Genomic DNA, 25,282 nt, shown 5'->3' on the forward strand with positions numbered 1-25,282 from the left:
TCAGTTTGTCACAGAAAGAAAAATAGCCGTTCAGAATTAGATGTGGGCACGGTTCAACCAATCAACAAGCTTACACGGATTTAATGATCGGTGTGGTCCCTGAAAAAGGTTGCCTGCATGATATGGGTGATTCTGGCGGAGTTGCCACTGCGCAGGGCACTGCGGATCAGGTGTATATGGGTGGAGAGATCTTCCTGAACCGAGAGGGGCAAACCATCGGTCGCGCCCTCTGTGGGGATTCCTGTTTCGTTGATCAGTGCCTGAGGCGCCGGGGCGCTCAGGCGGATAAACGCGTCTCGGGTCAGCACCGCTTGATCCAGCGCTTCCTGGCGAATGGTATCGACGTATCGGAGCAGGCCTTCCTCCGACAGCCAGAGCAGGGCGCCAAAACAGGCCATATGTCGTTTGCTGTGGAGGCCAAACTCGTCGGGCTCATCTGGTCCGGCAATGTCTTCTACAAACAGGTTTATCCGCCGCGGAAAGGCGGAATAAAGCTGTACCAGAGCAATGGCCGAATCCTTGTAGAATTCTTCGACATGAATATCTGCCATGGTATTCCCCGTTATTGCTGGTATTTGCCAAGGAAATTACCAAGCCTTCCCATGGCATCTTCCAGGGTGTCTTCCCTGGGCAGGAAAACCACTCTGAGGTGTTGTTTGTCATCAATATTGAACGCGGACCCTTGCACCAGCAGAATTTTTTCCTGCAAAAGAAGATCAAGGACCAGTTTTTCATCGTTTGCGATGGGGAATTTTTTGGGGTCCAGTTTCGGGAACAGGTACAGAGCGCCCTGCGGTTTCACACAGCTGACCCCGGGAATGTCGTTGAGCATTCTCCAGGCTGTTTCCCGCTGCTCGTACAGACGCCCGCCGGGTGCTACCAGATCGTTGACGGACTGGTAACCACCAAGTGCTGTCTGAATCGCAAGTTGGGCTGGGACGTTGGCGCACAGCCGCATGTTGGAGAGCATATCAATGCCCTCAATCAGATCCTTTGCCAGATGCTTGGCGCCGCTGATGATCATCCAGCCTGATCGGTATCCGGCAGCGCGATAGTTCTTGGACAGACCGTTATAAGTGAAAAAGAGCACGTCATCGGCCAGAGACGCAGTGGAAATATGCTGTGTGCCGTCATAAAGAATCTTGTCGTAGATCTCGTCGGAAAGAACGATAAGGTTATGCTTGCGAGCGAGTTCGATCACCTGCTCAAGAAGCTCTTTAGAATAGACGGCGCCGGTCGGGTTATTGGGGTTGATCAGAACGATGGCCCGGGTCCGGCGGGTAATTTTCTTGCGGATATCGTCGATATCCGGGAACCAGTTCTGTTCTTCGTCGCAACGGTAGTGCACTGGCTTGCCGCTGGAAAGGGTGACGGCCGCAGTCCACAGAGGGTAATCGGGGGCTGGTATCAGCACTTCATCGCCAGTGTTAAGCATGGCCTGCATGGTCATGACGATCAGTTCGCTGACGCCATTGCCCAGGAAGATATCGTCAATATCGACTTTATCGATACCCCGTTGCTGGCAATAGTGCATGACGGCCTTGCGGGCAGAAAACAGTCCTTTTGATTCAACATAGCCCTGTGCGAGGTGCATGTTATAGATGACGTCCTGCTGGATTTCTTCCGGAACATCCAGTTCAAAGGTAGCGGGGTTACCAATGTTGAGCTTGAGCACCCGATGCCCTTCTTCTTCCAGTCGACGTGCTTCCTGCAGAACTACGCCACGTATTTCATAGCACACGTTATCCAGTTTGGCGGATTTGTAGTAGTTCTGCATAAGACTCGGACGTCCTTCTTTTGGGATCGAAAAATGGGGCATGTCATTATGACAAGCCTTTATTCTAGCGGAGCGAGGGCGGGCGGCAACAGGGGAATTATGATGAATTGTGGCCAGTTGAGGCAGATTTAGCTCACAAACCTGAAGCGGATTTTAAAATTGGCCCTGGTTCAGCCTGTAATGCCATGGTTTTTTACCCTGTGTTGTGAACAATGGGACCCGGAGAAATAAAAATCACTGAGCGGAGAAACTCATGGCAGGCGAGTCGGTTTACGATTTCAACGTGCGGGATATCAAGGGTAACGAGAGGAGCATGGCAGAGTACCAGGGCAAGGTGCTTCTGATTGTGAACACGGCCAGCAAATGTGGTTTCACGCCACAGTTCGAAGGCTTGCAGGCGCTTCACACTGAATTGGGTGACAGGGGATTTGAGGTTCTGGGCTTTCCGTGTAACCAGTTCATGAATCAGGACCCGGGAGACGAGGATGTGATCAGCCAGTTCTGCAGTCTCAACTATGGTGTCGATTTTCCCATGTTTTCCAAGATTGAGGTTAATGGTGACAATGCCCATCCACTGTTCCGTTTTCTCAAACGCGAAGCCAAAGGGCTCATGGGGTCGGAGAAAGTGAAATGGAACTTCACCAAGTTTCTGGTTGGGCCAGATGGAAGCGTGGTTCGTCGCTACCCACCCACCACAAAACCGGGAGATATTCGGGCCGACATTGAGCAACTGCTACCGGGTTGATTTCTCGGGCGGGGCAGGGGGCCGCCACCGGTCAATAACTGCCCTGAGCTCATCTCGCCTGTAGGGCTTGGTAACGTAGTCGTTCATGCCTGAGGCAAGGCAGTCTTCACGGTCACCCTGCATCACATTGGCGGTAACGGCGATGATTGGCAGATCCTTCCACTCGGGATTTTGCCGGATTTTCTGTGTTGCTTTATAACCGTCCATAACAGGCATCTGGCAGTCCATGAGCACCAGGTCGTAGTGGGTCTGTTCCAGTGCCTGTAATGCCTGAAGGCCATTTTCGGCGTGGTCAGTTCGGTGTCCCAGATTCTTTAGCAGATTGCTTGCCACCAGTTGATTCACCTGGTTGTCTTCAACCAGAAGGATCTTCAGTGGGGACTCAAGGCTGGTTTGCCTGGTCTGCTTGGTTGGAGTTTGGAACTCATTGTCCCGGGTGACCAGGCCTGCAGCCCGGCCCAGACAACGGAGTAATTCATGTCGTCGCAGTGGCAGAGACAGGTGTTGAGTCTGCCCCTTTGCCGGTGGCATAACGCCGGTAGGGTCTGCAAGAACAACCCCGGCGCCTTTCCAATCGGCAGCAAGTGCCAAGGTTTCTTCATCCTTGATGTCGGCCAGCGCCAGCAGGATACCATTCGGGTGTCTGCTGGCGTCGCGTATTGGTATCCCCCAGTTCTTAAGCTGGGCTTCGATGGCAGCCCGATGCGGATTGTCCTGCGGTATCGCCATGGCAACGCCGATCTTGGTTAGACGGGTGTCCATTCTGGGCCGAGTATGGTCGCCACTGGCTTCATAAACTGGCAGCGGTAGCGTGACGGTGAAGTGGGTGCCGCGGCCTTTTTGGGAATCCACCCGAATCTGGCCATGCATGCGCTCTACCAACTGACGGCAGAGTGTCAGGCCGAGACCGGTTCCGCCGTAGAGTCGGGTGGTGTCGATGTCAGCTTGGGAGAAAGGGGAGAAAATTCGGTGCAGGCCGTCGTCGGACATACCGATCCCTGTGTCGACCACGTCGATGCTCAAGCTACCCCCGGAATAAGCTGCCCGGATGTTCACGCTGCCTTCGTCGGTGAACTTTATGGCGTTACTCAGAAGGTTATTGAGCACCTGGCGTACCCGTGTTGGATCTCCCAGAAAATCTTCGGGCAGGTCAGAGTCGATGTCGGTGACCAGGTGAATGTGTTTATTGCGGGCTTGTTGGGCATGGAGTGTCGAGCACTCTTCTATCAAGTGCCGGACACTGAACGGAATGTTTTCCAGATTGAGTTTCCCGGCCTCTACTTTTGAGATGTCCAGTATGTCGTTAAGTAGTCCGAGCAGGCTCTCTCCGGCGTTCAGGGCTATCTCAATTCTGTTGCGTTGGGCTGGATCCAGTTCGCCCTCGATCGCCAGACCAAGCATCCCGAGAACACCGTTGAGAGGAGTGCGGATTTCGTGGCTCATGCTTGCAAGAAAATTTGCCCTTGCCCGCGCACGTCGGACCGCATCTTCCTTTGCCTTGACCAGCGCCCGGTTGCCACGTTGCAGTGCTTCGTTTTTCTCGGAGATCTCACGGGTACGATCGGCCACCTCCTGTTCCAGTTCGGTGGAGTAGTTCTTCATGGCACTCTTGGCGTTTCGGAGTTGTGCCAAGCTCGAGTCAATGGCCTCGAGGTGCTGGTTGATAATGCCTACCATAGTCCCGATCTCGTCTTCCCGATGGTTTGCCGGAACTGGAAGCCTGACCTTTTCGGGAGTGCTCGCTTGCACCTGGCTCAGTGCACTGATCACGTTCAGCATGGGACGGGTAAGAACGAAATAGAAAATGGCGAGCAATGCGGCAGACAGGATAAGACTTTTCATTATCCCGCTGATCAGCGTGTATCCGGCGCGCTGGAGAAACATCGCGCCATAATGATAGGTATCGATGGTGACGATCAGGTGTCCGAGCGCCAGATCCTCAAGTTGCGGGACCTGCAATTCCTGCCGGAATACCCGGTCGGGCCCGAATAGCAGATCACTGAGCCAGCGATAGGACGATATCGGGCTGCTCTTGCTGGCCGCCGCCATGGTGCCGTTATCGGTGTCGGTAATTCGTGCATCAATGGTGGCGGGATGGCGAAGCAGGCCATCCAGTAATTCTTCCGCCAGTCGAACGTCAATGTTGTAGGCAATCTGGGAGGCCGGACTGTTGCTGATATCGATCAGTGCTTCGATCTCTTTTTCCATCGACTCGTTGGCACTGAAGTAGTCCAGTGTAATCTGGATAATGTTCAGCACCAGCCCGAGTGCCATGGCAACCAGTACCGTGTCTCGGGTCAGTCTGTAGGAAAGTCGCTGTTTGAAGCCCTTGCTCACGAGTTTGCACTGTCTCTGTTAGCAGACCTGCAACGGCGACCTGCTTTATGCCGTCAGTTGTCGTAATCAGCCTTTTTTTTCCACTCGTCGTCGTGAAGGAAGGTATCCCATTCCCGATCCAGATTGGATTCTCCCTTCGGGCTTTCCTGGCCCTCTACTCCTGCTGCTTCCAATTCCTTGATGCGGGTTCTGAAACTCTTGACTGCTTTCATGGCGAGGGGATTGTCCCGGGATTTCCCCATCTCTGTACTGGCCAGATGGTAAGCGTGTATGGCCTTTCGGATCTGATTTTGCCGAACGAAGTCCCGGGCTTGAAATACGTGGAGATCTGCGTGTGTCTTGTGGACAAGGAAAAGCACGTATTTGAGGTTTTTCTTCGCAGTGGAGGCATCAATTCGCCCGCTTTTGTGCATAGCTTCGATCATTTTGAACAAACTCTGCAACAACTCTTTGACATAATTCGACTTTTCGGCAGAGTCGATCCTGACCGGAGTCGTTTTGTCCCGTTTTTCAACGATCGCTTTCTTTAATTCTGCGGCTGAGCTCTGCCACTCCTTGACGGGCAGATCGGATTTTAGGCTGGTCAACTCAGTGCAGGCTTCCTCCATGCGGATGATCAGGAGCAGCTTCAGGTCAGCTGTAAGATATTGACCAGGAATTTCGGTCAGCAGCCGATAGGCTCTTTTGTAGGTGTCTTCATGTGCCGTAATTTTGCGGGCCCGCTCAATACGGGCGCGCTCTCGCATCTGGCTGAGCACAATGATGGCAATCGAGACGGTAACGATAACCGTCAGAAGGATGACAATCGTAGTGGTATTCATTTTGTCAGTAACGACTCCAGCTACGGGGCCAATGAATGGCAGGTATATGACTAACCGCAAATACCGATATTAGTCAGCAAGTATCAGAAAGACTAGCAGAAATAGCGCACCAGATCCTTTTTCAAATGTGAAACTTCGTGTTGCGGTTTGATTCTGTGAAACTTCGGGATGCTGTATATTGTTGCTCTGGATGAGTGTGGTTTTTACTGTTTTTTAGGCTTTTCGGAGTTTCTGTGGATATTTCCCGTGTTGATCTGAATTTGCTCGTCTATCTGGATGTGCTTTTGCGCGAGCGGAATGTCACCAAGGCCGCCAACCACCTGGGTATCACCCAGCCTGCCATGAGCAACGGCTTGAAACGGCTGCGGGATCTGTTCAGTGACCCACTTCTGGTGCGAACCAGTGAGGGGATGACCGCTACGGAGCGTGCTCGGGAACTGCAACCGTTGGTGCGGGGTATCCTGTCCGATATTGAACAGGCGGTGCAGGAGAAAACGCCGTTCTCAGCCCTGGAAAGCCAGCGCGTGTTCAGAATCATGGCCAGTGACTATGCCGAATCCTGTCTGATGCCGCGCGTATTGAGACGGATCCGGCAAGAAGCTCCGCACGTCACCCTTGATGTGTTGACGCCCAGTGATGTCAGTTTCCTTGATGTAGAGCAGGGGCGGCTCGACATGGCTATTAACCGGTTTGACAAGATTCCCCAGTCTTTTCACCAGAAAACGCTCTGGACCGAATATTTCGCCTGTCTGATGAATGCCCGAAATCCGGTTTTGAGGGAGCCGTTTACTCTGGACACCTATCTGGATGCCAGTCATATCTGGGTAAGCAAGACGGGCTTCGGTGTCGGTGTGGGAGTGAATCCCAAGGACGTTCAGCGACTGGGATGGGTTGACGAAGCACTCACAAGAATGGGGCGCAAGCGACAGATTTCTGTGTTCACCAGGCATTATCAGGTAGCGATGCTTCTGGCAGAACAGCACGATCTGGTTGCCACCTTGCCGTCTCGTGCAGCCTGGCTGCAGAAAGACAACGCGAATCTGGTGGTCAAGGTGCCGCCATTCGAGATCCCGCCGTTCGAACTCAAGATGGCCTGGAGCCCGCTTCTGCAGCATAACTCGGACCATCAATGGCTGAGAAAACTGATCGCTGAAGTGGCCAGTGAAGTGGATACCGAGTTCGCACCGTTCGGAGCAAAATTCGAAGCGCCGGATGCGCCACAGGCCCATCACTCAGAGCGGTAGGTCCCGCAGTTCCAGGGAGGGCCGTGCGGCATCCCACATACGCTGGAAATTTTCGGAAAGCAGTTTCACCCGGCCGCTGTCTGAAAAATTGGCAAACCCTTCCGGCTTGTAGAAGTTATGCCGGTAAACCACTCCCTCCCGGTCGGCCAGGATGAATGGCTGATCCTCAATCGGGTAGTCATCGTTGACCAGGCGGAGTTCCACGCTACTGGGGAGCCGGCGCATCAGCTCGACCAGCGAGTGCCGGCGCTTGACCAGGGGTTTGTCGTCGTGGATCAGCAGCCGGACCTCACTGAGCCGCTGGCGACGGGCAAGTGCGGAGATCAGCTCCCGGAAACGGAGCCGGTCATACAGTTCATGCTCAAGCAGGCGATCATAGAGCCAGATACGCTGACCGGCCTGGCCAACCACGGAATCCATCAGATTCACGAGTCTGGTCTCGGTTTCAAATAACCAGGAACCCGTGTCGCTGCCCAGAATCATCGGCTGGTTCCTGTTCTCGAGTCCCTCGGCGGCAAGGTCCGGAGCCAGGCAACGCATGTCAAAATGAGGAATGCCAGCGTCGTCATAAACGTCCGAACAGACATGGAAGCCAGAGCGCTGGTAGAAGGGAATAGCGTGCTCCTGGGCGGAAAGCCTGAGCTCGGAGAATCGACTGGCGGATTCTGTGATCAGGTGCCTGAGCAGTTTTTCTCCGATGCCCTGTCCCCGGCACTGGGGCAATATCGCCATTCGGCCGATATGGCCGGTCTCTTCAAGCGTCGAAAACAGCCGGGCAACGCCTGCAGGGGTGTTGTCTGGTAGCACCGCGAGGTAGTGATCGGCAATTTCGTCCGTTTCATCCCACTCCAGTTCCGGGGGGACGTTCTGTTCGTCAATAAATACCTTCTGGCGAATATCCCGAATGGATGCCGGGGCCAGTTGCCAGCAGTATTTGCGAAAACGGATGCTCATAGCGCTTATTCGAAGTAAACCGAACCTTGATTATACAGCGTCGTCAGAAGACCAAGCAGCGCCTCATCTTCGATATGCCGCGCAAGTGCAGCCATGTCGACCTGAGCTGCGGAGCACAATAACTGTGCCAGTGGACGGGCGTCGCCCTTCAGCAAAAACTGCTCGCCATCAATAAACAGGGCGGTTTCATCGTCGAAATCGTAGTAGGCGAAACGGGAGCCTTCATTCCAGCGCATTTGCTCACCGGCGTTAACTGCCTCAGCGATATCCTCCGCAGATGCCGGTTCCTCGGCGGGCACGACAATGTCCATACTCTTGGGGGCTGTCGAATACTGGCCAAACCAGAGGGTCAGCTGTCGCCGATCTCCGAGCTTTTCTCTGATGACGTCTTCAAGCCGGTCGACGACATCAGGCTGAATGGTGCCCGGGTTGTCCTGAACCTGCAGGTCCGGATCATTCAGATGGTCGGAGGCATCAGACTGATTGGACAGAAAGTCGGTGAAGCCGGTGAGAATGTCGTCTATGGTTGGTGCCCGGAAGCCCACCGATAGCGTAATGCAATCGTCCTCAGCGATACCGTGATGACCGATACCCGGGGGCAGATAAAGCATGTCACCCGGCGCCAGAGTGACGGTTTCCTCGCCATCCCAGCTGCTCAGAATGCGAAGGGGGGTACCTTCCACCCGGGGCGATGACTGGTCGCAATGCCCCCCGAACGTCCAGCGTCTGTGTCCCTGCGCCTGCAGCAGGAAAACGTCATACTGATCGTAATGGGGGCCAACACTGCCGCCTGTTGGCGCGAAGCTCGCCATAATGTCATCCAGGCGCCAGTTGGGGATAAAACGGAAGTGTTCCAGAAGATCGGCAATGTCCGGCACCCAGTGATCCAGTCCCTGAACCAGCAAGGTCCAGTTCTGCTCGGGTAATGTACTGAACCGGTCCGAAGAGAAGGGGCCGTTGTGCAACTGCCAGGGCTTGCCATTATCATCTTCAATGACGATGCGCGATTCGACGCCTTCTTCACAGGCCAGGCCGGCAAGCTCATCGGCGCTGACCGGACATTGGAAGCCTGGAAAGGCCTGGCGGATCACCAGTGGTTTTTTCTGCCAGTAATCGCGCAGAAATTCAGAGGGTGTCAGTCCGCCGAGCATGTCCATGGGTGTACTCCCGAATTCAGATGTTTTGTGCCTGATCGACGGCGTTACCAATATACCGGCCCGGAGTCAGTGCCATCAGTTCTGCCTTGGCCTGGTCCGGAATATCGAGGCTCTCGACAAAATTCTTGATCACTTCCGGAGTCATTGCCTTGCCGCGGGTCAACGCTTTGAGTTTTTCATAGGGTTTCTCGATGTTGTATCGGCGCATCACGGTTTGAATCGGCTCCGCAAGCACCTCCCAGGCATGGTCCAGGTCTTCATCCAGACGCGAGGGGTTGATTTCCAGTTTTCCGAGGCCTTTAAGCGTGGCTTCGTAAGCGATCAGGCTGTGGGCAAAACCAACACCCAGATTGCGGAGTACCGTGGAGTCGGTCAGGTCACGCTGCCAGCGTGAAATAGGCAGCTTGGCAGAGAGGTGGCCCAACAGGGCATTGGCGATGCCAAGGTTGCCTTCCGAATTTTCGAAATCGATGGGATTGACCTTATGGGGCATGGTTGAAGAGCCCACTTCGCCTTCCACCGTCTTCTGCTTGAAGTAGCCGAGAGAGATATAGCCCCAGATATCCCGGTCCAGATCGATCAAAATGGTGTTGAATCGGGCCACGGCGTCGTACAGCTCGGCGATGTAATCGTGCGGTTCAATCTGGGTGGTGTATGGGTTCCAGTCGAGGCCGAGGCTCTCGATGAATTCCCGGGCATTCAGGGCCCAGTCGATTTCCGGATAGGCCGAGATGTGGGCATTGTAGTTGCCGACAGCGCCATTAATCTTACCCAGCAGTTCGGTTGCGCGGATCTGTTTCACCTGCCGGCGAAGGCGGTGCACCACGTTTGCCAGTTCTTTACCAACTGTGGTGGGGGAGGCGGTTTGCCCGTGGGTGCGAGACAGCATGGGCTGTTCGGCGTGGTCATGGGCCAACTGGGCAAGCTTGTCGATCACCCGGTCCATCGCGGGAAGCAGACCGAGATCGAGGCCTTCGCGAAGCATCAGGGCGTGGGAGAGGTTGTTGATGTCCTCAGAGGTACACGCAAAGTGAACGAACTCTGTGACTGCGTGCAGTTCCTCAACGTCGGCGATCTTCTCCTTGATGAAGTACTCAACCGCTTTTACGTCGTGATTGGTGGTGCGCTCGATATCCTTGATGCGCTGGGCGTCTTCCAGGCTGAATTCGCTTACCAGACGGTCGAGAACCTTGTTGGCATCGGCTGACAAGGCCGGCACCTCGGTAACGCCGGGATGGGCAGCCAGTTTCTGCAGCCAGCGGATCTCGACGGTTACCCGGTTCCTGATCAGGCCATATTCACTGAAAATTTCACGGAAGACGCTGACCTTGCTGCCATAGCGTCCATCGACCGGGGAAATGGCGGTCAGGGCGGTGAGTTCCATCGAAAACCTCTCAAATCATCAAAGTTCGGATCAAAAAAACAGGAGGCCAATATCATACACCACCGAAGGCAGTGAATCAGCGCCGTCAGTGCTAGAGAGGGTGATTGGCTTGCTCGGCCAGGTCCTGAGCGAGACGGATAACCTTTTTTCGGGCAAAGAGTAACTGCCAGCGGCGTCCACCGGTCTGGCGCCAGAGTACGGCGGAACGGATGCCGGCGAGCAGCAGAGCCCTTACTTTTGCGGCATTCTCCTCTTGTTGCAGTACCGAGGGGTTGCCGCTGACCTGGATGCGCAAGCGAAAGGTGCTGATGGTGTCAGCATAGACCGAAGCCAGATTACTGATCAGGTTGGGGTGTGTGTACCCGAAATGGTTTGCAGTATGCCTGGCCTGATCAATGCGGCTGCCAATTACATCCAGCATATCGGAGCTGCGGTTCAGCTTGGACTCAAGTTGGACAAGATTAAGGGCATAGCGAAGTACTTCTATATCCTGTTGCCGGGATTGCTGGCTGAGCACCGACGCGAGGGTGACGAGGCCTTCACGGATATCCCGCAGTTCACCTCCGTATACGTCCAGTGTGTTCTCTGGGTTGGTGGCAAACAGGGAGCGAATTGACGTTTCCAGGCTGGCCTCATTGCACTGGCCGTTATGGGCAATCTGCTGGACCAGGTTGGTGGCCTGAAAAACTCCGGCGAGGGCCAGGGTTTGGTCTTTCAGGGAACGACTCATGCAGTTTCTTCCTAGGCGCGAGGGTCTGTCAGGCGGGCAGGTAATTGTTCTCCATCCCGCCAGGTTTCTTCAATGACGCCACCACCGAGGCATACGTCACCATCATAAAAAACGACAGATTGCCCGGGAGTGACGGCGCGCTGGGCATCGTTGAAGTCTACCCGTACACCACCATCAATCGTGGTCACCTCGCAATCCTGGTCTGGCTGGCGGTAGCGGGTTTTGGCTTTGCAACGGAATGTCGACGCAGGTGGCTCGCCAGCAATCCAGTCAATCAGTCCCGATACCAGGCCGCGGGAAAACAGCAGGGGATGCTGTTTTCCCTGAACCGCGATCAGGACATTGCGGCTGAGATCTTTTTCTGCAACGTACCAGGGTTGGTCGCCAAACTCACTGAGCCCGCCGATGCCGAGACCCTGGCGCTGACCAATTGTGTGGTACATAAGGCCCTGATGTCGGCCAATCTTCTGACCATCCGGTGTTTCTATATCGCCGGGTTGGGCCGGAAGATACTGCTTCAGGAAGTCCCGGAACTTACGTTCACCGATGAAACAGATTCCGGTGGAATCCTTTTTGTCATGGGTCACGAAACCTTGTCGTTCCGCAATCCGACGTACCTCAGGTTTTTCAAGCTCACCAACAGGAAACAGGGTCTTTGCGATCCGGTCTCCGGACACCGCATGCAGGAAATAGCTTTGATCCTTGTTGGGATCCAGCCCTTTGAGAAGCTGTGATTTGCCGGGGGTGTTGGCAGTGGGCCTTTGTCGGGTGTAATGACCTGTCGCAATGTAGTCGGCGCCAAGGGTGACGGCGTAATCCAGGAACGCCCGGAACTTGACTTCCTTGTTGCACAGAATGTCAGGGTTGGGTGTACGTCCGGCCTTGTATTCGGAGAGGAAGTGCTCAAACACCCGATCCCAGTATTCAGCGGCGAAACTGGCTGTGTGAAGTTTGATCCCGATGGCATCGGCAACTGCCTGAGCGTCGGCCAGATCCGTCATTGCGGTGCAGTATTCTGTGCCGTCGTCCTCATCCCAGTTCTTCATGAACAAACCTTCAACCTGGTAGCCCTGATCCTTGAGAAGCCAGGCGGCGACAGAAGAATCAACGCCGCCAGACATCCCGACAATGACTCGGGTGCTGGTCCTGCTGATGGAAGAGTGAGCTTCGGGTGCGTTGGTCATGACAGCTTCATTACCGGCTAAAAAACCGAAAGTTTATCATCTTTCCGGAAGCGACGTCTGCGTGTCCACCACCACTTCAAGCGGGTATTTTCGACCGTTTCGGTAATCTTCTATGCACTGAAGCACGAGGGGGCTGCGTAGTTTTGCGCCCAATCCCCGGATTTCATCGAAGGTCAGCCAGTGGGCGGAGATAATGCCTTCGTCCAGGGTGTCGGTCACTCTGGAGTGAGCCCGAGCGGCATAACAGAATCTGTAGTAGGTGACACCATTTGCAGGCGACTTGTAGGTGTAGATGCCGAGGAAGTGCACCGGCTCTATCTCCCAGCCAGTCTCTTCCAGAGCTTCCCGGCGAACGGCCTCCAGAATGGCTTCATTTTCCTCCACATGGCCTGCGGGCTGGTTGAAAACAACCCGACCTCCGCTGATTTCTTCAACCATCAGGTATCGGCCGGCGTCATCTTCAACAATGACGGCGACGGTCGCGTGGGGTGTCCAGGTCATGATCTACGTTTTCTCCCGGGTCGGGCGCCGATGGCTTTGCTACGACGGAGTGATTTTTCTGGTGCTGGAAGGTTGACGGTAACCTTGCGATGGGCGCCCGGTTCCAGACCTTCGATAGTCCAGTCGCCGATACGATAGCGGATCAATCTCAGTGTTGGAAATCCTACAGCGGCAGTCATTCTCCGGACCTGTCGGTTCTTTCCCTCGGCGATGGTCAATTCAATCCAGGTGGTCGGAACCGTATCGCGATGACGCACCGGGGGCACTCTGGGCCAAACCGCTGGAGCGGCTATTCTGCAAACCTTGGCAGGTCGGGTGAGGCCGTCCTTCAGCGCAACGCCGGCCGCCAGTTTTTTCAGGGCTTGATCCGAAATGTCGCCTTCTACCTGAACCCAGTATGTCTTGGGCATTTTAAGGGATGGGGAGGCAATACGATGCTGCAAAGAGCCTTCGGCGGTCAGCAGAAGCAGTCCCTCGGAATCGTAATCCAGCCGGCCGGCTGGGTAGATACTCGGTATTCGCAGGTAGTCCGCCAGGGTGGCTCTTGGTGAGTCGTTGCCGGAAGCGCCATCATCGGTAAACTGACACAGAACCTGAAAAGGTTTATTGAATAGTACGAGTTCTGCCATGGGCTGCTACGTTCCCGGGATTTCGAGTTCTTTGAAGCGAGCAGGGTACTGCAAAAGAACCAGTCGGCAAAGTTGCACAGGCGCTTCTGAGAAAAACCTCTCTTTGGGACACAAGCAGTAGGGACCCACCAGCAGGTTACCGGTGGGGGTAGCTATACCGGTGCAAGGGGTCGGTCAGGCGTTTACTGCGCGCGGCGGGTAGCCGTCGCGCCCTGACTTCAGGGCAGTGTCATTCTCCGTGCCTGTCTGCGCCTTGCTGTCGGGCAACTCGTCAGGGACGATATTGACCGCGTGAATGCCTTTGTCGCTGGGCTTTTTTTCGAACGTTACGGCCTGACCGGCTTTGAGAGTCTTATAGCCTTCCATCTGCACTGAAGAAAAGTGCGCAAACAGGTCGTCACTGCAGCCGTCTTCGATGATGAATCCGTACCCCTTGGCATTATTGAACCACTTGACCTTGCCTCTTGGCATGATGAACTCCCCTGTTCTTCTGCTGTCTTTGTTCTTGTTAGTTCTCTGATTGCCTATCGGTGCCGTCGCACTTCCGGTCCGAACCCTGTTACATAAGCCTTGCATGGATTTACATTATTTTACAATGCAATTTTACTTTCGGCCAATCGGGGCAGCGAGTCAATAGCCTGTATTCCCGGAATGTGTGGTTGAACGCAGTCTGGAAGCGGTATCATGTTCGTATTGATAAATATCGCATGCCCCGCTTGAAAACCCCGGGGCGGACATCCACATTTAACAGGAGCACCGATAAACCGGTAAGGAATGATGCGGACTATCGAAAATTCTCTACTAGTATTCAATCAGGGGGAGGACGAACAACCGGGGCGACAGGATGACCTCAGCGTTGCTCCCGAAAAGCCTGCTCTCAAGCGCCCGGCGCGATACAGAGTTGTGCTCCTGAACGATGATTACACGCCCATGGATTTCGTTGTGGAAGTGTTGATGACATTCTTCGGAATGAACGAGGAAAAGGCGACGCAGGTGATGCTGCTCGTCCATACACAGGGAAAAGCTGTATGCGGGGTATATACCCGGGACATCGCGGAAACAAAGGCGGCACAGGTGAACCAGTATTCCTCGGAATGCGAACATCCGCTCCTTTGCGAGATTGAACGTGCGGACTGAAAGACGTAGGGGTGGCCCATGCTGAGCAAAGATTTAGAAATTACGCTGAATACGGCCTTCAAGAATGCCCGGGATAAGCGTCATGAGTTCATGACTGTGGAGCATTTGTTGCTGGCTCTTCTGGATAATGATTCGGCAGTGGGTGTACTGAAAGCCTGTGGTGCAGACCTCAAGCGGCTTCAGGACGAACTTGTCGAATTTGTGGATTCAACAACGCCATTGATTCCGAGTAGCGACAGTGAGCGTGAAACGCAGCCGACGCTGGGTTTTCAGCGTGTCCTGCAGCGGGCGGTCTTCCACGTGCAGTCCTCGGGGAAGAAAGAGGTAACCGGCGCCAATGTGCTGGTGGCCATTTTCAGTGAACAGGAAAGCCAGGCGGTGTATGTGCTCAAGAAGCAGAGCATTGCCCGCATCGATGTGGTCAACTTTGTATCCCATGGCATCTCCAGAGTCCAGGGTGCTGAAGATGAAGAGGGTCACGATCAGGCTTCTCATGACGAACCCGGCGAGGAAAGCGGTCAATCCAAGCCGCTTGAAAGCTACGCAACCAATTTGAATGAACAGGCTCGCCAGGGGCGCATTGACCCGCTGATCGGGCGTGAGCATGAAGTCGAACGGGTTGTGCAAATCCTGGTTCGTCGCCGCAAGAATAACCCGCTGCTGGTGGGTGAAGCCGGGGTTGGCAAGACCGCTATCGCTGAAGGCCTGGCCAAGCGTATTGTGGATGGTCAGGTGCCGGAAATCATCTCCGATGCTGTTGTCTATTCCCTGGATCTGGGGGCTCTTCTTGCCGGCACCAAGTATCGAGGTGATTTCGAAAAACGACTGAAAGGGTTGCTTGCCGAACTCAAGAAGGAGAGTCACGCGATTCTGTTTATTGACGAGATTCATACCATTATCGGCGCGGGCTCTGCTTCCGGTGGTGTTATGGATGCCTCAAACCTTCTTAAACCCATGCTGAGTTCCGGTGAAATCCGGTGCATCGGATCAACTACGTTTCAGGAGTTCCGGGGCATTTTCGAGAAAGACAGTGCGCTGGCCCGACGCTTCCAGAAAATTGATGTAAACGAACCCAGCGTTGAGGACACTTATCAGATCCTCAAAGGCCTTAAGCCGAATTTCGAAAAGCACCATGATCTCAAGTACACAGATAAGGCACTGCGTGTGGCTGCGGAGCTTTCTGACCGTTACATCACCGATCGCCATCTGCCAGATAAGGCCATTGATGTCATCGATGAGGCCGGTGCGCGTCAAAGGTTGCAGCCCGAGGGTAAGCGCAAGAAAACCGTTGATGTCACCGATATTGAAGATGTAGTGGCGAATATTGCCCGCATACCGCCGAAGAATGTATCTACCAGCGATAAGGATCTGCTTCGGAATCTGGAGCGGGATCTAAAAATGACGGTCTTTGGTCAGGATCCTGCTATCGAATCATTGTCCACCGCAATAAAGCTGGCCCGTGCCGGATTGAAAGCGCCCGAGAAGCCTGAAGGTGCGTTTCTGTTCGCAGGTCCTACCGGTGTCGGTAAGACCGAGGTTACCAAGCAGTTAGCGAAGATCCTGGGCATCGAACTCGTGCGCTTTGATATGTCCGAGTACATGGAGCGCCACACCGTCTCCCGGTTGATCGGTGCGCCCCCCGGCTACGTTGGGTACGATCAGGGCGGTCTGCTAACCGAGGCGGTGAACAAGCATCCGCATTGTGTGCTTTTGCTGGATGAGATAGAAAAGGCCCACCCGGAGGTGTTCAACCTGCTGTTGCAAGTCATGGACCATGGCACGCTGACCGATAACAACGGTCGAAAGGCGGATTTCCGTCACGTGATTCTGGTGATGACTACCAACGCTGGCGCCGAGAGCATGGCTCGCCGCTCAATTGGCTTCAGCGAACAGGATCACAGCACGGACGGTATGGAGATTATCAGCAAAACATTCACACCGGAATTCCGTAACCGTCTGGATGGAATTATTCAGTTTGGCGATCTGCAAATGGATACCATCACTCACGTGGTGGATAAATTCCTGACTGAATTGCAGGCCCAGCTGGATGAGAAACATGTGGTTCTGCATGTGGACGATGAGGCGAAGTCCTGGCTTGCCGAGAAGGGTTATGATGTAACCATGGGTGCGCGTCCGATGTCTCGCTTGATTCAGGATAAAATCAAGCGGCCGTTGGCTGAGCAAATTCTGTTCGGGCGTTTGTCAGAAAAAGGAGGGGATGTCTTCATTCATCTTCGCGATGACGAGCTGGTGTTTGAGTACGAGGACGAGCCAGCGGAAGCCGTCTGAGTTGCTTGATCAAAAAAACCGCTGTCAGGATAAGTGACAGCGGTTTTTTTTTATGCCCGAACGCAAAAAGCCCCCGGAGGGGCTTTTCAGATGTCACGGGAGCATCAACGGGCGCGGTAGACGATACGGCCCTTGCTCAGGTCGTAGGGAGTCAGCTCAACCTTGACCTTGTCACCTGTCAGGATGCGGATATAGTTCTTACGCATCTTGCCGGAGATATGAGCAGTCACAACATGGCCGTTGCTAAGCTCAACGCGGAACATGGTGTTTGGAAGGGTATCGATAATAACGCCTTCCATTTCAATGGCATCTGATTTCGGCATTCAGTAGAAACCTCGTTTGGATATGCTTCTCGTAATTTTAAATTGCGCAATTCTGCCTGATTTATCGGCGTTTGGCAAAGTTAGCCGGGGTCCAGTTCACGCCAGTGCCCGTCTCGAAGCGCTTCAATCGGGCGGAAGCGGGTTTTGTAGTTCATTTTGCGACATTGTTTGATCCAGTAACCAAGATACAGATGGGGAAGCCCTCTGCGGCGAGCCTCTTCGATTTGCCAGAGGATCGCGTAGGTGCCGAGACTTCGGTCTTCCAGATCGGGGTCGAATACGGTGTAAATGGCAGAGAGTCCTTCGTCCAGGAGATCTACTGCTGCCAGCCCCACAAGTCGGCCATCTTTTTGGATTTCCAGAAACCAGGAATCAGTTGCTCCTTCCACCAAAAACGAGGTGAACTGCTCGCGCGAAGGCGGGTACATGTCTCCGGTCTTGTGTCGTTGTTCAATATAGCTGGCGTAGAGCTGGTAGTACTTTTCAGTGAAGGTTGCTGGCACCATCGTGCATTCTAGATCGGCATTTTTCTTGAGTACCCGTCGCTGACTTCTGTCTGGTCTGAAATCATCCACTTTCAGTCGAACTGGCGTGCAGGCATTGCACTGTTCACAGTGCGGCCGGTAGTAGTGCGACCCGCTGCGTCTAAAGCCCAGAGCGGTGAGCTGGCTGTAGAGTTTCTTATCGATCTGGGCCCTCGGATCGACAAACATGGTGATTGCCTCGCGGTCTGGCAGATAGCTGCAATCGTGCGGTGGTGTGGCAAAAAACACCAGGGTTCTGAGATTGCTCATTCATACCTCCAGCCCTGGCCAACGCCAGTGGAAGCTCCAGTCGGCTTGATCCGGTCGCTGATCAACGTTCATGTTCAGTATAGATAAAAACTCGTTTCGGGGAATTGTACGCGCACCCATGGTCAGTAGGTGTCGGCTCTCAACCTGGCAGTCTATGATCCGGTAACCCCAGAGCCGAAGCTGGTTCGCGAGGTGAACCATGAGAACTTTAGAGGCGTTGGTCCCAAGGGAGAACATGGATTCGCCAAAGAAACACCGGCCAATGGCTAGTCCATACATGCCGCCGGCAAGTTCGCCGCGCCGGTTCCAGACCTCAATGGAGTGGGCAACGCCCATACGGTGCAGTTCTGAATAACTGGCTATCATTTCCTGGGTAATCCAGGTGCCTTCAGCCCTGGTGGAGGCACAAAGGCGAATAATTCTGCCAAAGTGTCTGTCTGCAGTTACCTGGAAGTTTTCCTGGTTCAGCGTACGGCGCAGACTGCGTGAGACGTGGATTTCGTTTGGAAAAAGGACACACCTGGGATTTGGTGACCACCAAAGAATGGGCTGATCATCGCTATACCAGGGGAAAATGCCGTTTCGGTAGGCCTGGATTAGTCGCTCTGTGGACAGGTCGCCGCCAAGGGCAAGGAGACCGTCCGGGTCGTCCAGGGCTTCATCGGCGGGAGGGAACCATAGTTGGTCCGGGTCAAGCCAGGGTAGTGATGTCATCCTTCTCCGGTGGTTACTGCCTGTATTACGTTGATCTCGTTTCGAGCGAGCCAGGGAGTCTTGCCTGGGTAGGCCGTCCTCCCGGTCTCGATCAGCTTCTGTGTCGTGCCCGAGAAACCTGGATCAATCCTGTTGATCCAGAAACTTTTCCGCATCCAGTGCGGCCATGCAGCCGAAGCCGGCGGAGGTGACCGCCTGGCGGTAGACGTGGTCAGCCACGTCGCCAGCAGCAAAGACTCCGGGGATGCTGCTCTGGGTGGCCATGCCCTCGAGGCCGGAACGTATACGGATGTATCCGTTTTCCATGTCGAGCTGACCCTGAAACAGACTGGTGTTTGGTTTATGGCCGATGGCGATGAACACGCCGGCCAGGTCCATTTCCTGGGTGGAGCCGTCTTTGGTGCTCTTGATGCGCATGCCGGTTACGCCGGTCGCGTCACCGAGGACTTCATCGAGAGTGTGGTCCCAAACAATATTGACGTTGCCGTTTTCAGCTTTTTCGAACAGCTTGTCCTGGAGGATCTTCTCGGCACGGAGGCTGTCGCGACGGTGCACCAGGGTTACTTCGTCGGCGATGTTGGAGAGGTACAGCGCCTCTTCCACGGCGGTATTGCCACCGCCAATGACCGCGACTTTCTGCTTTTTGTAGAAAAAGCCGTCGCAAGTGGCGCAGGCAGAGACGCCCTGGCCTTTGAATTTCTCCTCGGACTCCAGGCCGAGATACATGGCGGAGGCTCCGGTCGCAATAATCAGGGCGTCGCAGGTGTATTCCCCGCTATCACCCTTGAGGCGAAACGGACGGTTGTTAAGGTCAGCTTCGTTGATCGTGTCGTAGACAATGCTGGTTTCGAAACGCTCGGCATGTTTCAGCATGCGCTGCATGAGCTCAGGACCCTGCACACCGTCGTTATCGCCGGGCCAGTTGTCAACGTCGGTGGTGGTGGTGAGCTGGCCACCGACTTCGATACCGGTAATCAGAGTAGGGTTCAGGTTGGCGCGAGCTGCGTAAACGGCGGCGGTATAGCCTGCGGGACCGGAACCGAGGATGATTAATCGGGAATGTTTGGTGTCGCTCATTGGGAACTCTCTCACGAAAAAAACCGTACGTTGCCGGGTCCTGTTTCAGGGCCAGACGCTTCGGGGAAAAGTGGCAAGGCTAACATGAAAGGCGTTGTCTGCCATTCGTTTTGGCCTATTCTGCTTATAAAACCTTGCTATTTACTCAAGCACTGAAACGGTTGCCAGCAGCTGACGAACGCGTTCAGCGCTTTTGCCGGATTCGCCCTGTTCAAGGCGGTGGGCTGCCACCGAGGGGAATACTGCCTGGATATCGTCTGGAAGCACGTGATGACGTCCCTCCATCAAAGCCCAGGCTTTGGCAGCACGTACCAGCCCCAATCCGGCGCGAGGTGACAGTCCGTACAAAAGGCCAGGCATTCTCCGACTCTGTTCGAGCAATCGTTGAACGTAATCAAGAAGTGCCGGACTTGCGGTAATCCGGGCTACTGCTTCCTGAAGGACTTTCAGGTTGGCTTGGGACAGCAACGTCGGAAGCTTTTCTGTCATCACGCGACGGTCTTCGCCTTCCAGCAACTCCCTTTCTGCCCGCGGGTCCGGGTAGCCCAGTCGCAGGCGCATGAGGAAGCGGTCAAGCTGTGACTCGGGCAGGGGGTAAGTACCGCCCTGTTCGGTGGGGTTCTGGGTGGCAATGACAAAGAACGGGTGAGGCAGGGGCCGGGTCTCTCCTTCGATAGAAACCTGCCGCTCTTCCATCGCTTCAAGCAATGCGCTCTGTGTGCGGGGTGATGCACGGTTTATTTCATCCGCCAGGACAACCTGTGCAAAAATTGGCCCGGGATGAAATACCAGGCTGCCGGCCTGTTTGTCGTACATTGAATAACCAAGCACGTCCGCAGGCAACAAGTCGTTAGTAAACTGGATGCGCTGGTAGCTCAGCCCCATTATTTTGGCCAGAGCGTGGGACAGTGTGGTCTTCCCCATGCCCGGAATATCCTCGATCAGCAGATGCCCCCGGGCCAATAGCCCGCATAGAGCAAGGCGCACTTGCTGATCTTTGCCCAAGAGTATCTGGTTGAGCTCATTGACTACGGTATCGACCAATTTCTTCATTTCGGACTTAGTCCCTTACGCGTTTGAGGATGTCGCCGTAGGCGTCGATACGACGGTCTCTCAGGTACGGCCAGATACGGCGAACCGATTCACTGTGGGTCCGATCAACAGTGGCGGCCAGAATGCATTCGGAGCCGTCATCGCCTCGAGCCAGAAGTTCGCCTTGTGGACCGCAAATGAAACTGTTACCCCAGAAACGGATGCCATCGCTATATCCTGATGGGTCCGCTTCGGTGCCTACCCGGTTTGGTGCTACAACCGGCAGATTGTTGGCAATCGCATGTCCCCTTTGTACAGTGATCCAGGCATCCAGCTGACGAGCCTGCTCGTCCGGAGTATCTGTTTTATCCCAGCCGATGGCGGTGGGGTATATGAGAATCTCGGCCCCGGCCAGAGCCATCAGACGAGCGGCCTCAGGGTACCACTGGTCCCAGCAGACGAGGACCCCAAGCCTGCCAACTGACGTATCAATAGGCGTGAAGCCACTGCGGCCGTCGTTGAAGTGGGCATCGCCGGGAGTGAAATAGAACTTTTCATAGAAGCCCGGATCGTCCGGGATATGCATCTTGCGGTACAGCCCGGCCAGGGAGCCGTCTGTTTCAAAGACGACAGCGGTGTTGTGATAAACACCGTTCATCCGTCGTTCGAAAATTGAACCAACAAGCACTATCCCCAGTTCCCGGGCCAGATCAGAGAGACGCTGGCTGGTGGGTCCGGGAATCGGTTCGGCCAGTTCGAATACCGACGTATCTTCGGTCTGGCAGAAATAGGATGTGGCGTGAAGCTCCTGAAGAATGACCAGGTTTGCGCCGTTAGCCGTGGCTTCGCGGACCAGCTTTTCGGAAACGGCGAGGCTTGCCGACTTGTCGTTACTGCAAGCCTGCTGGATGGCGGCAACCTTGATCTGGCTGTTGTGGGATTGGTTGCTCATCAGCTGACTACTCCGGCGGGGATCTGCATGGTTACACAATGAAGGCTGCCATGCTGACGAATCAGGGGCCTGCAATCAATCGGTACTATGTCCCTGGAAGGGAAAATGTCCCGCATAATGGCGATGGCGTCTTGATCCTGGGCAACGCCATACACGGGGAGCAATACCGCACCGTTAATAATCAGGAAGTTGGCGTAGGTTGCCGGCAGCCGCTCATGGTCTTCGTCATGGATAGCCTCAGGCCAGGGCAGTGGTGTCAGTTTGTAGGCGGAACCGTCGGCCTGCCGGAACTCCTGAAGTTCTTCTTCCATGGCCGCCAGAGCACTGTAGTGTTCGTCGGCGACGTCCGGACAGGCGACATAACAGATGTGGTCCGGGGCGCAGAATCGAGCCAGTGTGTCAATATGGCTGTCTGTGTCATCTCCGGCAAGATAGCCGTGGTTAAGCCAGAGTATCCGGCCAACCCCCAATACGTCTGAAAGCAGCTGCTCAATCGCGGTGCGATCCATGGCAGGATTGCGGCTTGGCGTCAGCAGGCATTCAGAGGTGGTCAGTAAGGTGCCCTGGCCATCAGATTCAATGGAGCCGCCCTCCAGGACGAAGTCAATCTGCTGCATTGTCGTCGTGCCGAATACGCCGGCATTCAACAGGTTGCTGTTTAACGCGTCGTCTTTTTCCGAAGGGAACTTGCCGCCCCAGGCGTTAAACCGAAAATCCAGTAGTGTCGGCTTGTCATCAGTGATGATGGTGATCGGACCATGGTCTCTTGCCCAGGTATCGTTTGCTGGTGCGGGAACCGTCTTGACGCGACCGGGAAGACTGTTCTCTTCAGCGTAGCGATTTAAATCCCGTTCAAGCTCCTGTAGGCGCGCGACGTATTCGCAACTGATAACGAGATGTTCGTATCGGAGCACCGCTTGTGCGATGTTCACGAAGACAGGCTCCACCTCTTCCATCAGGCCTGCCCAGTCAGTTCCCGGATGTGGCCAGGTCAGCATGACTGCGCTCTGGTTAGCCCACTCGGCGGGCAACACTCGCTTGGTTGTCACTACGTCACCTTAAAATCATAAAAGACGTCATTCTAACCAACGATTGGCTGAACGTCAGGACATGGGAAGGAGGGGGCCGAGCTGGAAAGACCCCTTGGGCCTTCAGCGTTTGGGCTTGAGAACGGTGTGGATCACCTTGTCGCCTTCAAAATACACGACAAAGCTCTGGTAGTGCCATTGGGTTATAGACGGTTGTCCTACCGGGCCCTGAATCTCCAGAGGGGCGCCCCAAGAAGCTCGGACGGCGGACTGGCTCATGCCGGTGCCGGGAAAGCTGGCTGTGTCACGGTCTGCCTGAGTGGCAACCGGCAAGCGAATTTCTTCAGCTACCGCGGACGTCATCGGGAACAGGGCCAATGTGGCAGTCATTGCCAGCGCCCCGAACAGGGTAGTTTGTTTTTTCATTGATCGATCTCCATGAAAACTGGCGCCCTCGGAAGGACATGGATAAAGCGTAATATCCGAAAAAGATTAGTAAAAGTCACCCATTTTTCCCCAGTCTACTCCTTTTGACGCTGTCGAATCTGCCATCGCATCACATGTCTTGCGATTTGCTGGCGATCGCTGTCGTCCATTCGGACAAACTCGGTGCGGACCCTTGCTCCGCCTGATGAATCGGGGAGCACCTCCATGACCCGGGCAATTCCCTGGGGCTGGAAAAGGTCGGGGGGCAGGGTCATCCTGACAGCAAGTTGATCTCCCGGTTGCCAGGCAGGCGTGCTGCTTGAAAAGGACAGTCCGCCCTCACTCAGAGTTACTTCCTGCCAGGCCTCAGGTTGCAAGGGATTTTGCTCAAAGGCCATAATGCGCGCAAGCGTGTCCAGCTTGCCGTTAATTGATTTGATCAGTCCGGTCAGTAGCCGGTCTCTTTCGGCGAGGCTGGCGAGCTGAGACTTGACGTCTTGATCCAGCCGCCTGAGTTCAGCTTTAAGGCTTTCAAGGTGGTCGCCATCGAAGGCCTCACTTTCCGGTGAGGCGTCAGGGGCCAGTTTGCGGATCTCCAGGCCGATCCGGTCTTCAATGCGGAAAAAATCCCGGCGTTCAGGTGAATAGTCTGCCGGTTCGTTTGGGATGTCAGGCGACTGCATTGGGGCTCCGGAAAGCTGAAATTTTATTGGTACAGAACAGTTTAGCAGTTTCCCTCCGTGCTGGTAGGTACCCGGGAAAACCAGACCACGACAGATCTGAAGGTAGCAACAGGCACCTCTTCATGTTCAGACCCTTATCGTTATACATAGGCTTGCGATACACGGCCGCGAAGCGGCGAAATCACTTCATATCCTTTATTTCCCTGACCTCCATGATCGGGCTGATGCTGGGAGTCGCGGTACTGATTATCGTGCTGTCGGTCATGAATGGCTTCGATCGAGAACTCAAGCAGCGAATCCTGGGGATGGTGCCTCACGCCACAATTCAGGGGGCGGGGCCACTGGATGACTGGCAATCGATTGATGCCCAGGTGCAACAGCATCCCCGGGTGTTGGCTGCGGCTCCTTTTATCCAGGGACAGGGAATGGTTACCGGCGGCGGTAACGTTCGTGGCGTGATGCTTAACGGTATTCTGCCGGAAGAAGAGCGAACCGTTTCGATTATTGAGAATCATATGATCGAAGGTGGATTGGATGATCTCGTTTCCGGAGAGTTCGGAATTATTATCGGACGCCTGATGGCCGCCAGTCTCCGTCTTGAGGTAGGTGACAAGGTGACGGTGGTACTGCCTGAGGCTTCGGTAACGCCTGCCGGGGTTCTTCCCAGGCTCAAGCGATTTACCGTCAAAGGTATTTTCAGCGTAGGGGCCGAGCTGGATGGAAATTACACTCTGATTCACATGGACGATGCTGCAAAACTGATGCGCACCGATGGCAAGGCCGAGGGCATCCGTTTGCTGGTGGATGATCTGTTTGCCGCGTCAAAAGTATCACGAGATGTAGCAAGTGGGCTTGGCGGTCGCTATTACGTATCCGACTGGACGCGTACCCACGGCAACCTGTTCCAGGCGATTCGGATGGAGAAAACCATGATCGGTCTGCTTCTGATGTTTATTGTCGCCGTAGCCGCCTTCAATATTGTGTCCACCCTGGTCATGGTGGTTACGGATAAGACCGGTGACATCGCCATCCTCCGGACCATGGGGGCGACTCCGGGCCGGATCATGCGCATATTCATCGTTCAGGGTGCCGTCATCGGGATCTTCGGAACGATCGTCGGCACGGCTCTTGGAGTTGTCGGCGCGCTCAATATCAGTGCTTTTATCTCCTGGCTTGAAGGTGTGCTTGGCCATCAGTTCCTGAGTGCGGACGTGTATTTCATAAGCTACCTGCCGTCACAACTGCAATGGCAGGACGTTCTCATCATCAGCGGCGCCGGCCTTGCCATGAGTTTGCTGGCCACCATTTATCCGGCCTGGCGGGCTTCGAGAGTCGATCCGGCGGAGGCGCTTCGCTATGAATAA

26 protein-coding genes are annotated in these 25,282 nt (G+C 54.8%); 5 read left to right on the plus strand and 21 right to left on the minus strand.

Annotated features, from left to right (window positions below; genetic code table 11):
- Positions 1 to 80: 80 nt before the first annotated feature.
- Positions 81 to 551 carry a hypothetical protein gene (locus tag KO499_RS16750; protein WP_215984903.1) on the minus strand — a complete coding sequence of 157 codons (471 nt, stop codon included), beginning with the start codon at positions 549 to 551 and terminating at the stop codon, positions 81 to 83.
- An 11-nt stretch (positions 552 to 562) separates the two neighbouring features.
- Complete coding sequence (locus KO499_RS16755) at positions 563 to 1,777, minus strand: pyridoxal phosphate-dependent aminotransferase (RefSeq protein WP_215984904.1); 1,215 nt, start codon at positions 1,775 to 1,777, stop codon at positions 563 to 565.
- A 253-nt stretch (positions 1,778 to 2,030) separates the two neighbouring features.
- Between KO499_RS16755 and KO499_RS16760 the strand changes: the two genes are divergently transcribed.
- A complete protein-coding gene (locus KO499_RS16760) occupies positions 2,031 to 2,522 on the plus strand; it encodes a glutathione peroxidase (RefSeq protein ID WP_215984905.1) in 492 nt (163 codons plus the stop codon).
- On the opposite strand, the gene KO499_RS16765 is transcribed toward KO499_RS16760, so the two are convergent.
- Both KO499_RS16765 and KO499_RS16770 read right to left on the minus strand, forming a co-directional pair.
- Entirely contained in the window at positions 2,511 to 4,859 is a 2,349-nt protein-coding gene (locus KO499_RS16765) for a hybrid sensor histidine kinase/response regulator (protein WP_215984906.1), read from the minus strand. The two genes, KO499_RS16760 and KO499_RS16765, sit on opposite strands and share 12 nt — an antisense overlap.
- A 53-nt stretch (positions 4,860 to 4,912) precedes the next feature.
- Positions 4,913 to 5,680: a hypothetical protein gene (locus KO499_RS16770; protein WP_215984907.1), complete on the minus strand. Its 768-nt coding sequence runs from the start codon at positions 5,678 to 5,680 to the stop codon at positions 4,913 to 4,915.
- 233 nt (positions 5,681 to 5,913) lie between these two features.
- Between KO499_RS16770 and KO499_RS16775 the strand changes: the two genes are divergently transcribed.
- Positions 5,914 to 6,924, plus strand: a complete 1,011-nt coding sequence (locus KO499_RS16775) for a LysR family transcriptional regulator (RefSeq protein ID WP_215984908.1) — start codon at positions 5,914 to 5,916, stop codon at positions 6,922 to 6,924.
- On the opposite strand, the gene KO499_RS16780 is transcribed toward KO499_RS16775, so the two are convergent.
- The 8 genes from KO499_RS16780 to KO499_RS19915 form a co-directional block, all read right to left on the minus strand.
- Entirely contained in the window at positions 6,913 to 7,878 is a 966-nt protein-coding gene (locus KO499_RS16780; RefSeq protein WP_215984909.1) for a GNAT family N-acetyltransferase, read from the minus strand. The two genes, KO499_RS16775 and KO499_RS16780, sit on opposite strands and share 12 nt — an antisense overlap.
- 5 nt (positions 7,879 to 7,883) lie before the next feature.
- Positions 7,884 to 9,035: a cupin domain-containing protein gene (locus tag KO499_RS16785; RefSeq protein ID WP_215984910.1), complete on the minus strand. Its 1,152-nt coding sequence runs from the start codon at positions 9,033 to 9,035 to the stop codon at positions 7,884 to 7,886.
- Positions 9,036 to 9,051: 16 nt separating this feature from the next.
- Complete coding sequence (gene purB / locus KO499_RS16790) at positions 9,052 to 10,419, minus strand: adenylosuccinate lyase (RefSeq protein ID WP_215984911.1); 1,368 nt, start codon at positions 10,417 to 10,419, stop codon at positions 9,052 to 9,054.
- A 91-nt stretch (positions 10,420 to 10,510) separates the two neighbouring features.
- Positions 10,511 to 11,149, minus strand: a complete 639-nt coding sequence (hflD, locus tag KO499_RS16795) for a high frequency lysogenization protein HflD (protein ID WP_215984912.1) — start codon at positions 11,147 to 11,149, stop codon at positions 10,511 to 10,513.
- A gap of 11 nt (positions 11,150 to 11,160) precedes the next feature.
- Positions 11,161 to 12,333, minus strand: a complete 1,173-nt coding sequence (gene mnmA, locus KO499_RS16800; RefSeq protein WP_215984913.1) for a tRNA 2-thiouridine(34) synthase MnmA — start codon at positions 12,331 to 12,333, stop codon at positions 11,161 to 11,163.
- 36 nt (positions 12,334 to 12,369) lie between these two features.
- Positions 12,370 to 12,834, minus strand: a complete 465-nt coding sequence (locus tag KO499_RS16805) for an NUDIX hydrolase (protein WP_215984914.1) — start codon at positions 12,832 to 12,834, stop codon at positions 12,370 to 12,372.
- The gene (locus KO499_RS16810; RefSeq protein WP_215984915.1) at positions 12,831 to 13,463 is read right to left on the minus strand and encodes a pseudouridine synthase; all 633 of its coding nucleotides are present in this window, start codon (positions 13,461 to 13,463) and stop codon (positions 12,831 to 12,833) included. Before KO499_RS16810 ends, KO499_RS16805 begins: the two co-directional genes overlap by 4 nt.
- 174 nt (positions 13,464 to 13,637) lie before the next feature.
- Positions 13,638 to 13,934, minus strand: coding sequence for a cold shock domain-containing protein (locus KO499_RS19915; RefSeq protein ID WP_215984916.1), 297 nt, complete (start codon positions 13,932 to 13,934; stop codon positions 13,638 to 13,640).
- Positions 13,935 to 14,240: 306 nt separating this feature from the next.
- On the opposite strand from KO499_RS19915, the gene clpS reads away from it, so the two are divergent.
- Both clpS and clpA read left to right on the plus strand, forming a co-directional pair.
- Positions 14,241 to 14,600 (plus strand): ATP-dependent Clp protease adapter ClpS, encoded by a 360-nt coding sequence (gene clpS, locus KO499_RS16820; protein WP_228340071.1) that lies wholly within the window; start codon positions 14,241 to 14,243, stop codon positions 14,598 to 14,600.
- A gap of 18 nt (positions 14,601 to 14,618) precedes the next feature.
- A complete protein-coding gene (clpA, locus tag KO499_RS16825; RefSeq protein ID WP_215984917.1) occupies positions 14,619 to 16,889 on the plus strand; it encodes an ATP-dependent Clp protease ATP-binding subunit ClpA in 2,271 nt (756 codons plus the stop codon).
- Between the two features lie 104 nt (positions 16,890 to 16,993).
- Here clpA and infA read toward each other — a convergent pair whose 3' ends face one another.
- The 9 genes from infA to KO499_RS16870 all read right to left on the minus strand — a co-directional run bounded on the left by infA (position 16,994) and on the right by KO499_RS16870 (position 23,918).
- Positions 16,994 to 17,212: a translation initiation factor IF-1 gene (gene infA, locus KO499_RS16830; RefSeq protein ID WP_008169200.1), complete on the minus strand. Its 219-nt coding sequence runs from the start codon at positions 17,210 to 17,212 to the stop codon at positions 16,994 to 16,996.
- Between the two features lie 80 nt (positions 17,213 to 17,292).
- Positions 17,293 to 18,006, minus strand: a complete 714-nt coding sequence (locus tag KO499_RS16835) for an arginyltransferase (RefSeq protein ID WP_215984918.1) — start codon at positions 18,004 to 18,006, stop codon at positions 17,293 to 17,295.
- Complete coding sequence (aat, locus tag KO499_RS16840; protein ID WP_215984919.1) at positions 18,007 to 18,720, minus strand: leucyl/phenylalanyl-tRNA--protein transferase; 714 nt, start codon at positions 18,718 to 18,720, stop codon at positions 18,007 to 18,009.
- Between the two features lie 123 nt (positions 18,721 to 18,843).
- A complete protein-coding gene (trxB, locus tag KO499_RS16845; RefSeq protein WP_215984920.1) occupies positions 18,844 to 19,797 on the minus strand; it encodes a thioredoxin-disulfide reductase in 954 nt (317 codons plus the stop codon).
- A 141-nt stretch (positions 19,798 to 19,938) separates the two neighbouring features.
- Positions 19,939 to 20,850 (minus strand): AAA family ATPase, encoded by a 912-nt coding sequence (locus tag KO499_RS16850; protein ID WP_215984921.1) that lies wholly within the window; start codon positions 20,848 to 20,850, stop codon positions 19,939 to 19,941.
- Between the two features lie 7 nt (positions 20,851 to 20,857).
- Complete coding sequence (locus KO499_RS16855) at positions 20,858 to 21,781, minus strand: carbon-nitrogen hydrolase (RefSeq protein ID WP_215984922.1); 924 nt, start codon at positions 21,779 to 21,781, stop codon at positions 20,858 to 20,860.
- Entirely contained in the window at positions 21,781 to 22,830 is a 1,050-nt protein-coding gene (locus tag KO499_RS16860) for an agmatine deiminase family protein (protein WP_215984923.1), read from the minus strand. Before KO499_RS16860 ends, KO499_RS16855 begins: the two co-directional genes overlap by 1 nt.
- Positions 22,831 to 22,932: 102 nt before the next feature.
- A complete protein-coding gene (locus KO499_RS16865; protein ID WP_215984924.1) occupies positions 22,933 to 23,235 on the minus strand; it encodes a hypothetical protein in 303 nt (100 codons plus the stop codon).
- Positions 23,236 to 23,330: 95 nt separating this feature from the next.
- A complete protein-coding gene (locus tag KO499_RS16870) occupies positions 23,331 to 23,918 on the minus strand; it encodes a PilZ domain-containing protein (RefSeq protein ID WP_215984925.1) in 588 nt (195 codons plus the stop codon).
- 122 nt (positions 23,919 to 24,040) lie between these two features.
- On the opposite strand from KO499_RS16870, the gene KO499_RS16875 reads away from it, so the two are divergent.
- On the plus strand, positions 24,041 to 25,282 hold the full coding sequence (locus tag KO499_RS16875) for a lipoprotein-releasing ABC transporter permease subunit (protein WP_215984926.1): 1,242 nt from the start codon (positions 24,041 to 24,043) through the stop codon (positions 25,280 to 25,282).

This window comes from Marinobacter sp. F3R08 (assembly GCF_018860425.1).
GTDB lineage: Bacteria > Pseudomonadota > Gammaproteobacteria > Pseudomonadales > Oleiphilaceae > Marinobacter.

Bases quoted from the DNA above. Each gene is read 5' to 3' on its own strand.
- KO499_RS16750 (WP_215984903.1), bottom strand. From the start codon at position 551: ATGGCAGATATTCATGTCGAAGAATTCTACAAGGATTCGGCCATTGCT.
- KO499_RS16755 (WP_215984904.1), bottom strand. From the start codon at position 1,777: ATGCAGAACTACTACAAATCCGCCAAACTGGATAACGTGTGCTATGAA.
- KO499_RS16760 (WP_215984905.1), top strand. From the start codon at position 2,031: ATGGCAGGCGAGTCGGTTTACGATTTCAACGTGCGGGATATCAAGGGT.
- KO499_RS16770 (WP_215984907.1), bottom strand. From the start codon at position 5,680: ATGAATACCACTACGATTGTCATCCTTCTGACGGTTATCGTTACCGTC.
- KO499_RS16780 (WP_215984909.1), bottom strand. From the start codon at position 7,878: ATGAGCATCCGTTTTCGCAAATACTGCTGGCAACTGGCCCCGGCATCC.
- KO499_RS16785 (WP_215984910.1), bottom strand. From the start codon at position 9,035: ATGGACATGCTCGGCGGACTGACACCCTCTGAATTTCTGCGCGATTAC.
- purB (WP_215984911.1), bottom strand. From the start codon at position 10,419: ATGGAACTCACCGCCCTGACCGCCATTTCCCCGGTCGATGGACGCTAT.
- hflD (WP_215984912.1), bottom strand. From the start codon at position 11,149: ATGAGTCGTTCCCTGAAAGACCAAACCCTGGCCCTCGCCGGAGTTTTT.
- mnmA (WP_215984913.1), bottom strand. From the start codon at position 12,333: ATGACCAACGCACCCGAAGCTCACTCTTCCATCAGCAGGACCAGCACC.
- KO499_RS16805 (WP_215984914.1), bottom strand. From the start codon at position 12,834: ATGACCTGGACACCCCACGCGACCGTCGCCGTCATTGTTGAAGATGAC.
- KO499_RS16810 (WP_215984915.1), bottom strand. From the start codon at position 13,463: ATGGCAGAACTCGTACTATTCAATAAACCTTTTCAGGTTCTGTGTCAG.
- KO499_RS19915 (WP_215984916.1), bottom strand. From the start codon at position 13,934: ATGCCAAGAGGCAAGGTCAAGTGGTTCAATAATGCCAAGGGGTACGGA.
- clpS (WP_228340071.1), top strand. From the start codon at position 14,241: ATGCGGACTATCGAAAATTCTCTACTAGTATTCAATCAGGGGGAGGAC.
- clpA (WP_215984917.1), top strand. From the start codon at position 14,619: ATGCTGAGCAAAGATTTAGAAATTACGCTGAATACGGCCTTCAAGAAT.
- infA (WP_008169200.1), bottom strand. From the start codon at position 17,212: ATGCCGAAATCAGATGCCATTGAAATGGAAGGCGTTATTATCGATACC.
- KO499_RS16835 (WP_215984918.1), bottom strand. From the start codon at position 18,006: ATGAGCAATCTCAGAACCCTGGTGTTTTTTGCCACACCACCGCACGAT.
- aat (WP_215984919.1), bottom strand. From the start codon at position 18,720: ATGACATCACTACCCTGGCTTGACCCGGACCAACTATGGTTCCCTCCC.
- trxB (WP_215984920.1), bottom strand. From the start codon at position 19,797: ATGAGCGACACCAAACATTCCCGATTAATCATCCTCGGTTCCGGTCCC.
- KO499_RS16850 (WP_215984921.1), bottom strand. From the start codon at position 20,850: ATGAAGAAATTGGTCGATACCGTAGTCAATGAGCTCAACCAGATACTC.
- KO499_RS16855 (WP_215984922.1), bottom strand. From the start codon at position 21,781: ATGAGCAACCAATCCCACAACAGCCAGATCAAGGTTGCCGCCATCCAG.
- KO499_RS16865 (WP_215984924.1), bottom strand. From the start codon at position 23,235: ATGAAAAAACAAACTACCCTGTTCGGGGCGCTGGCAATGACTGCCACA.
- KO499_RS16870 (WP_215984925.1), bottom strand. From the start codon at position 23,918: ATGCAGTCGCCTGACATCCCAAACGAACCGGCAGACTATTCACCTGAA.
- KO499_RS16875 (WP_215984926.1), top strand. From the start codon at position 24,041: ATGTTCAGACCCTTATCGTTATACATAGGCTTGCGATACACGGCCGCG.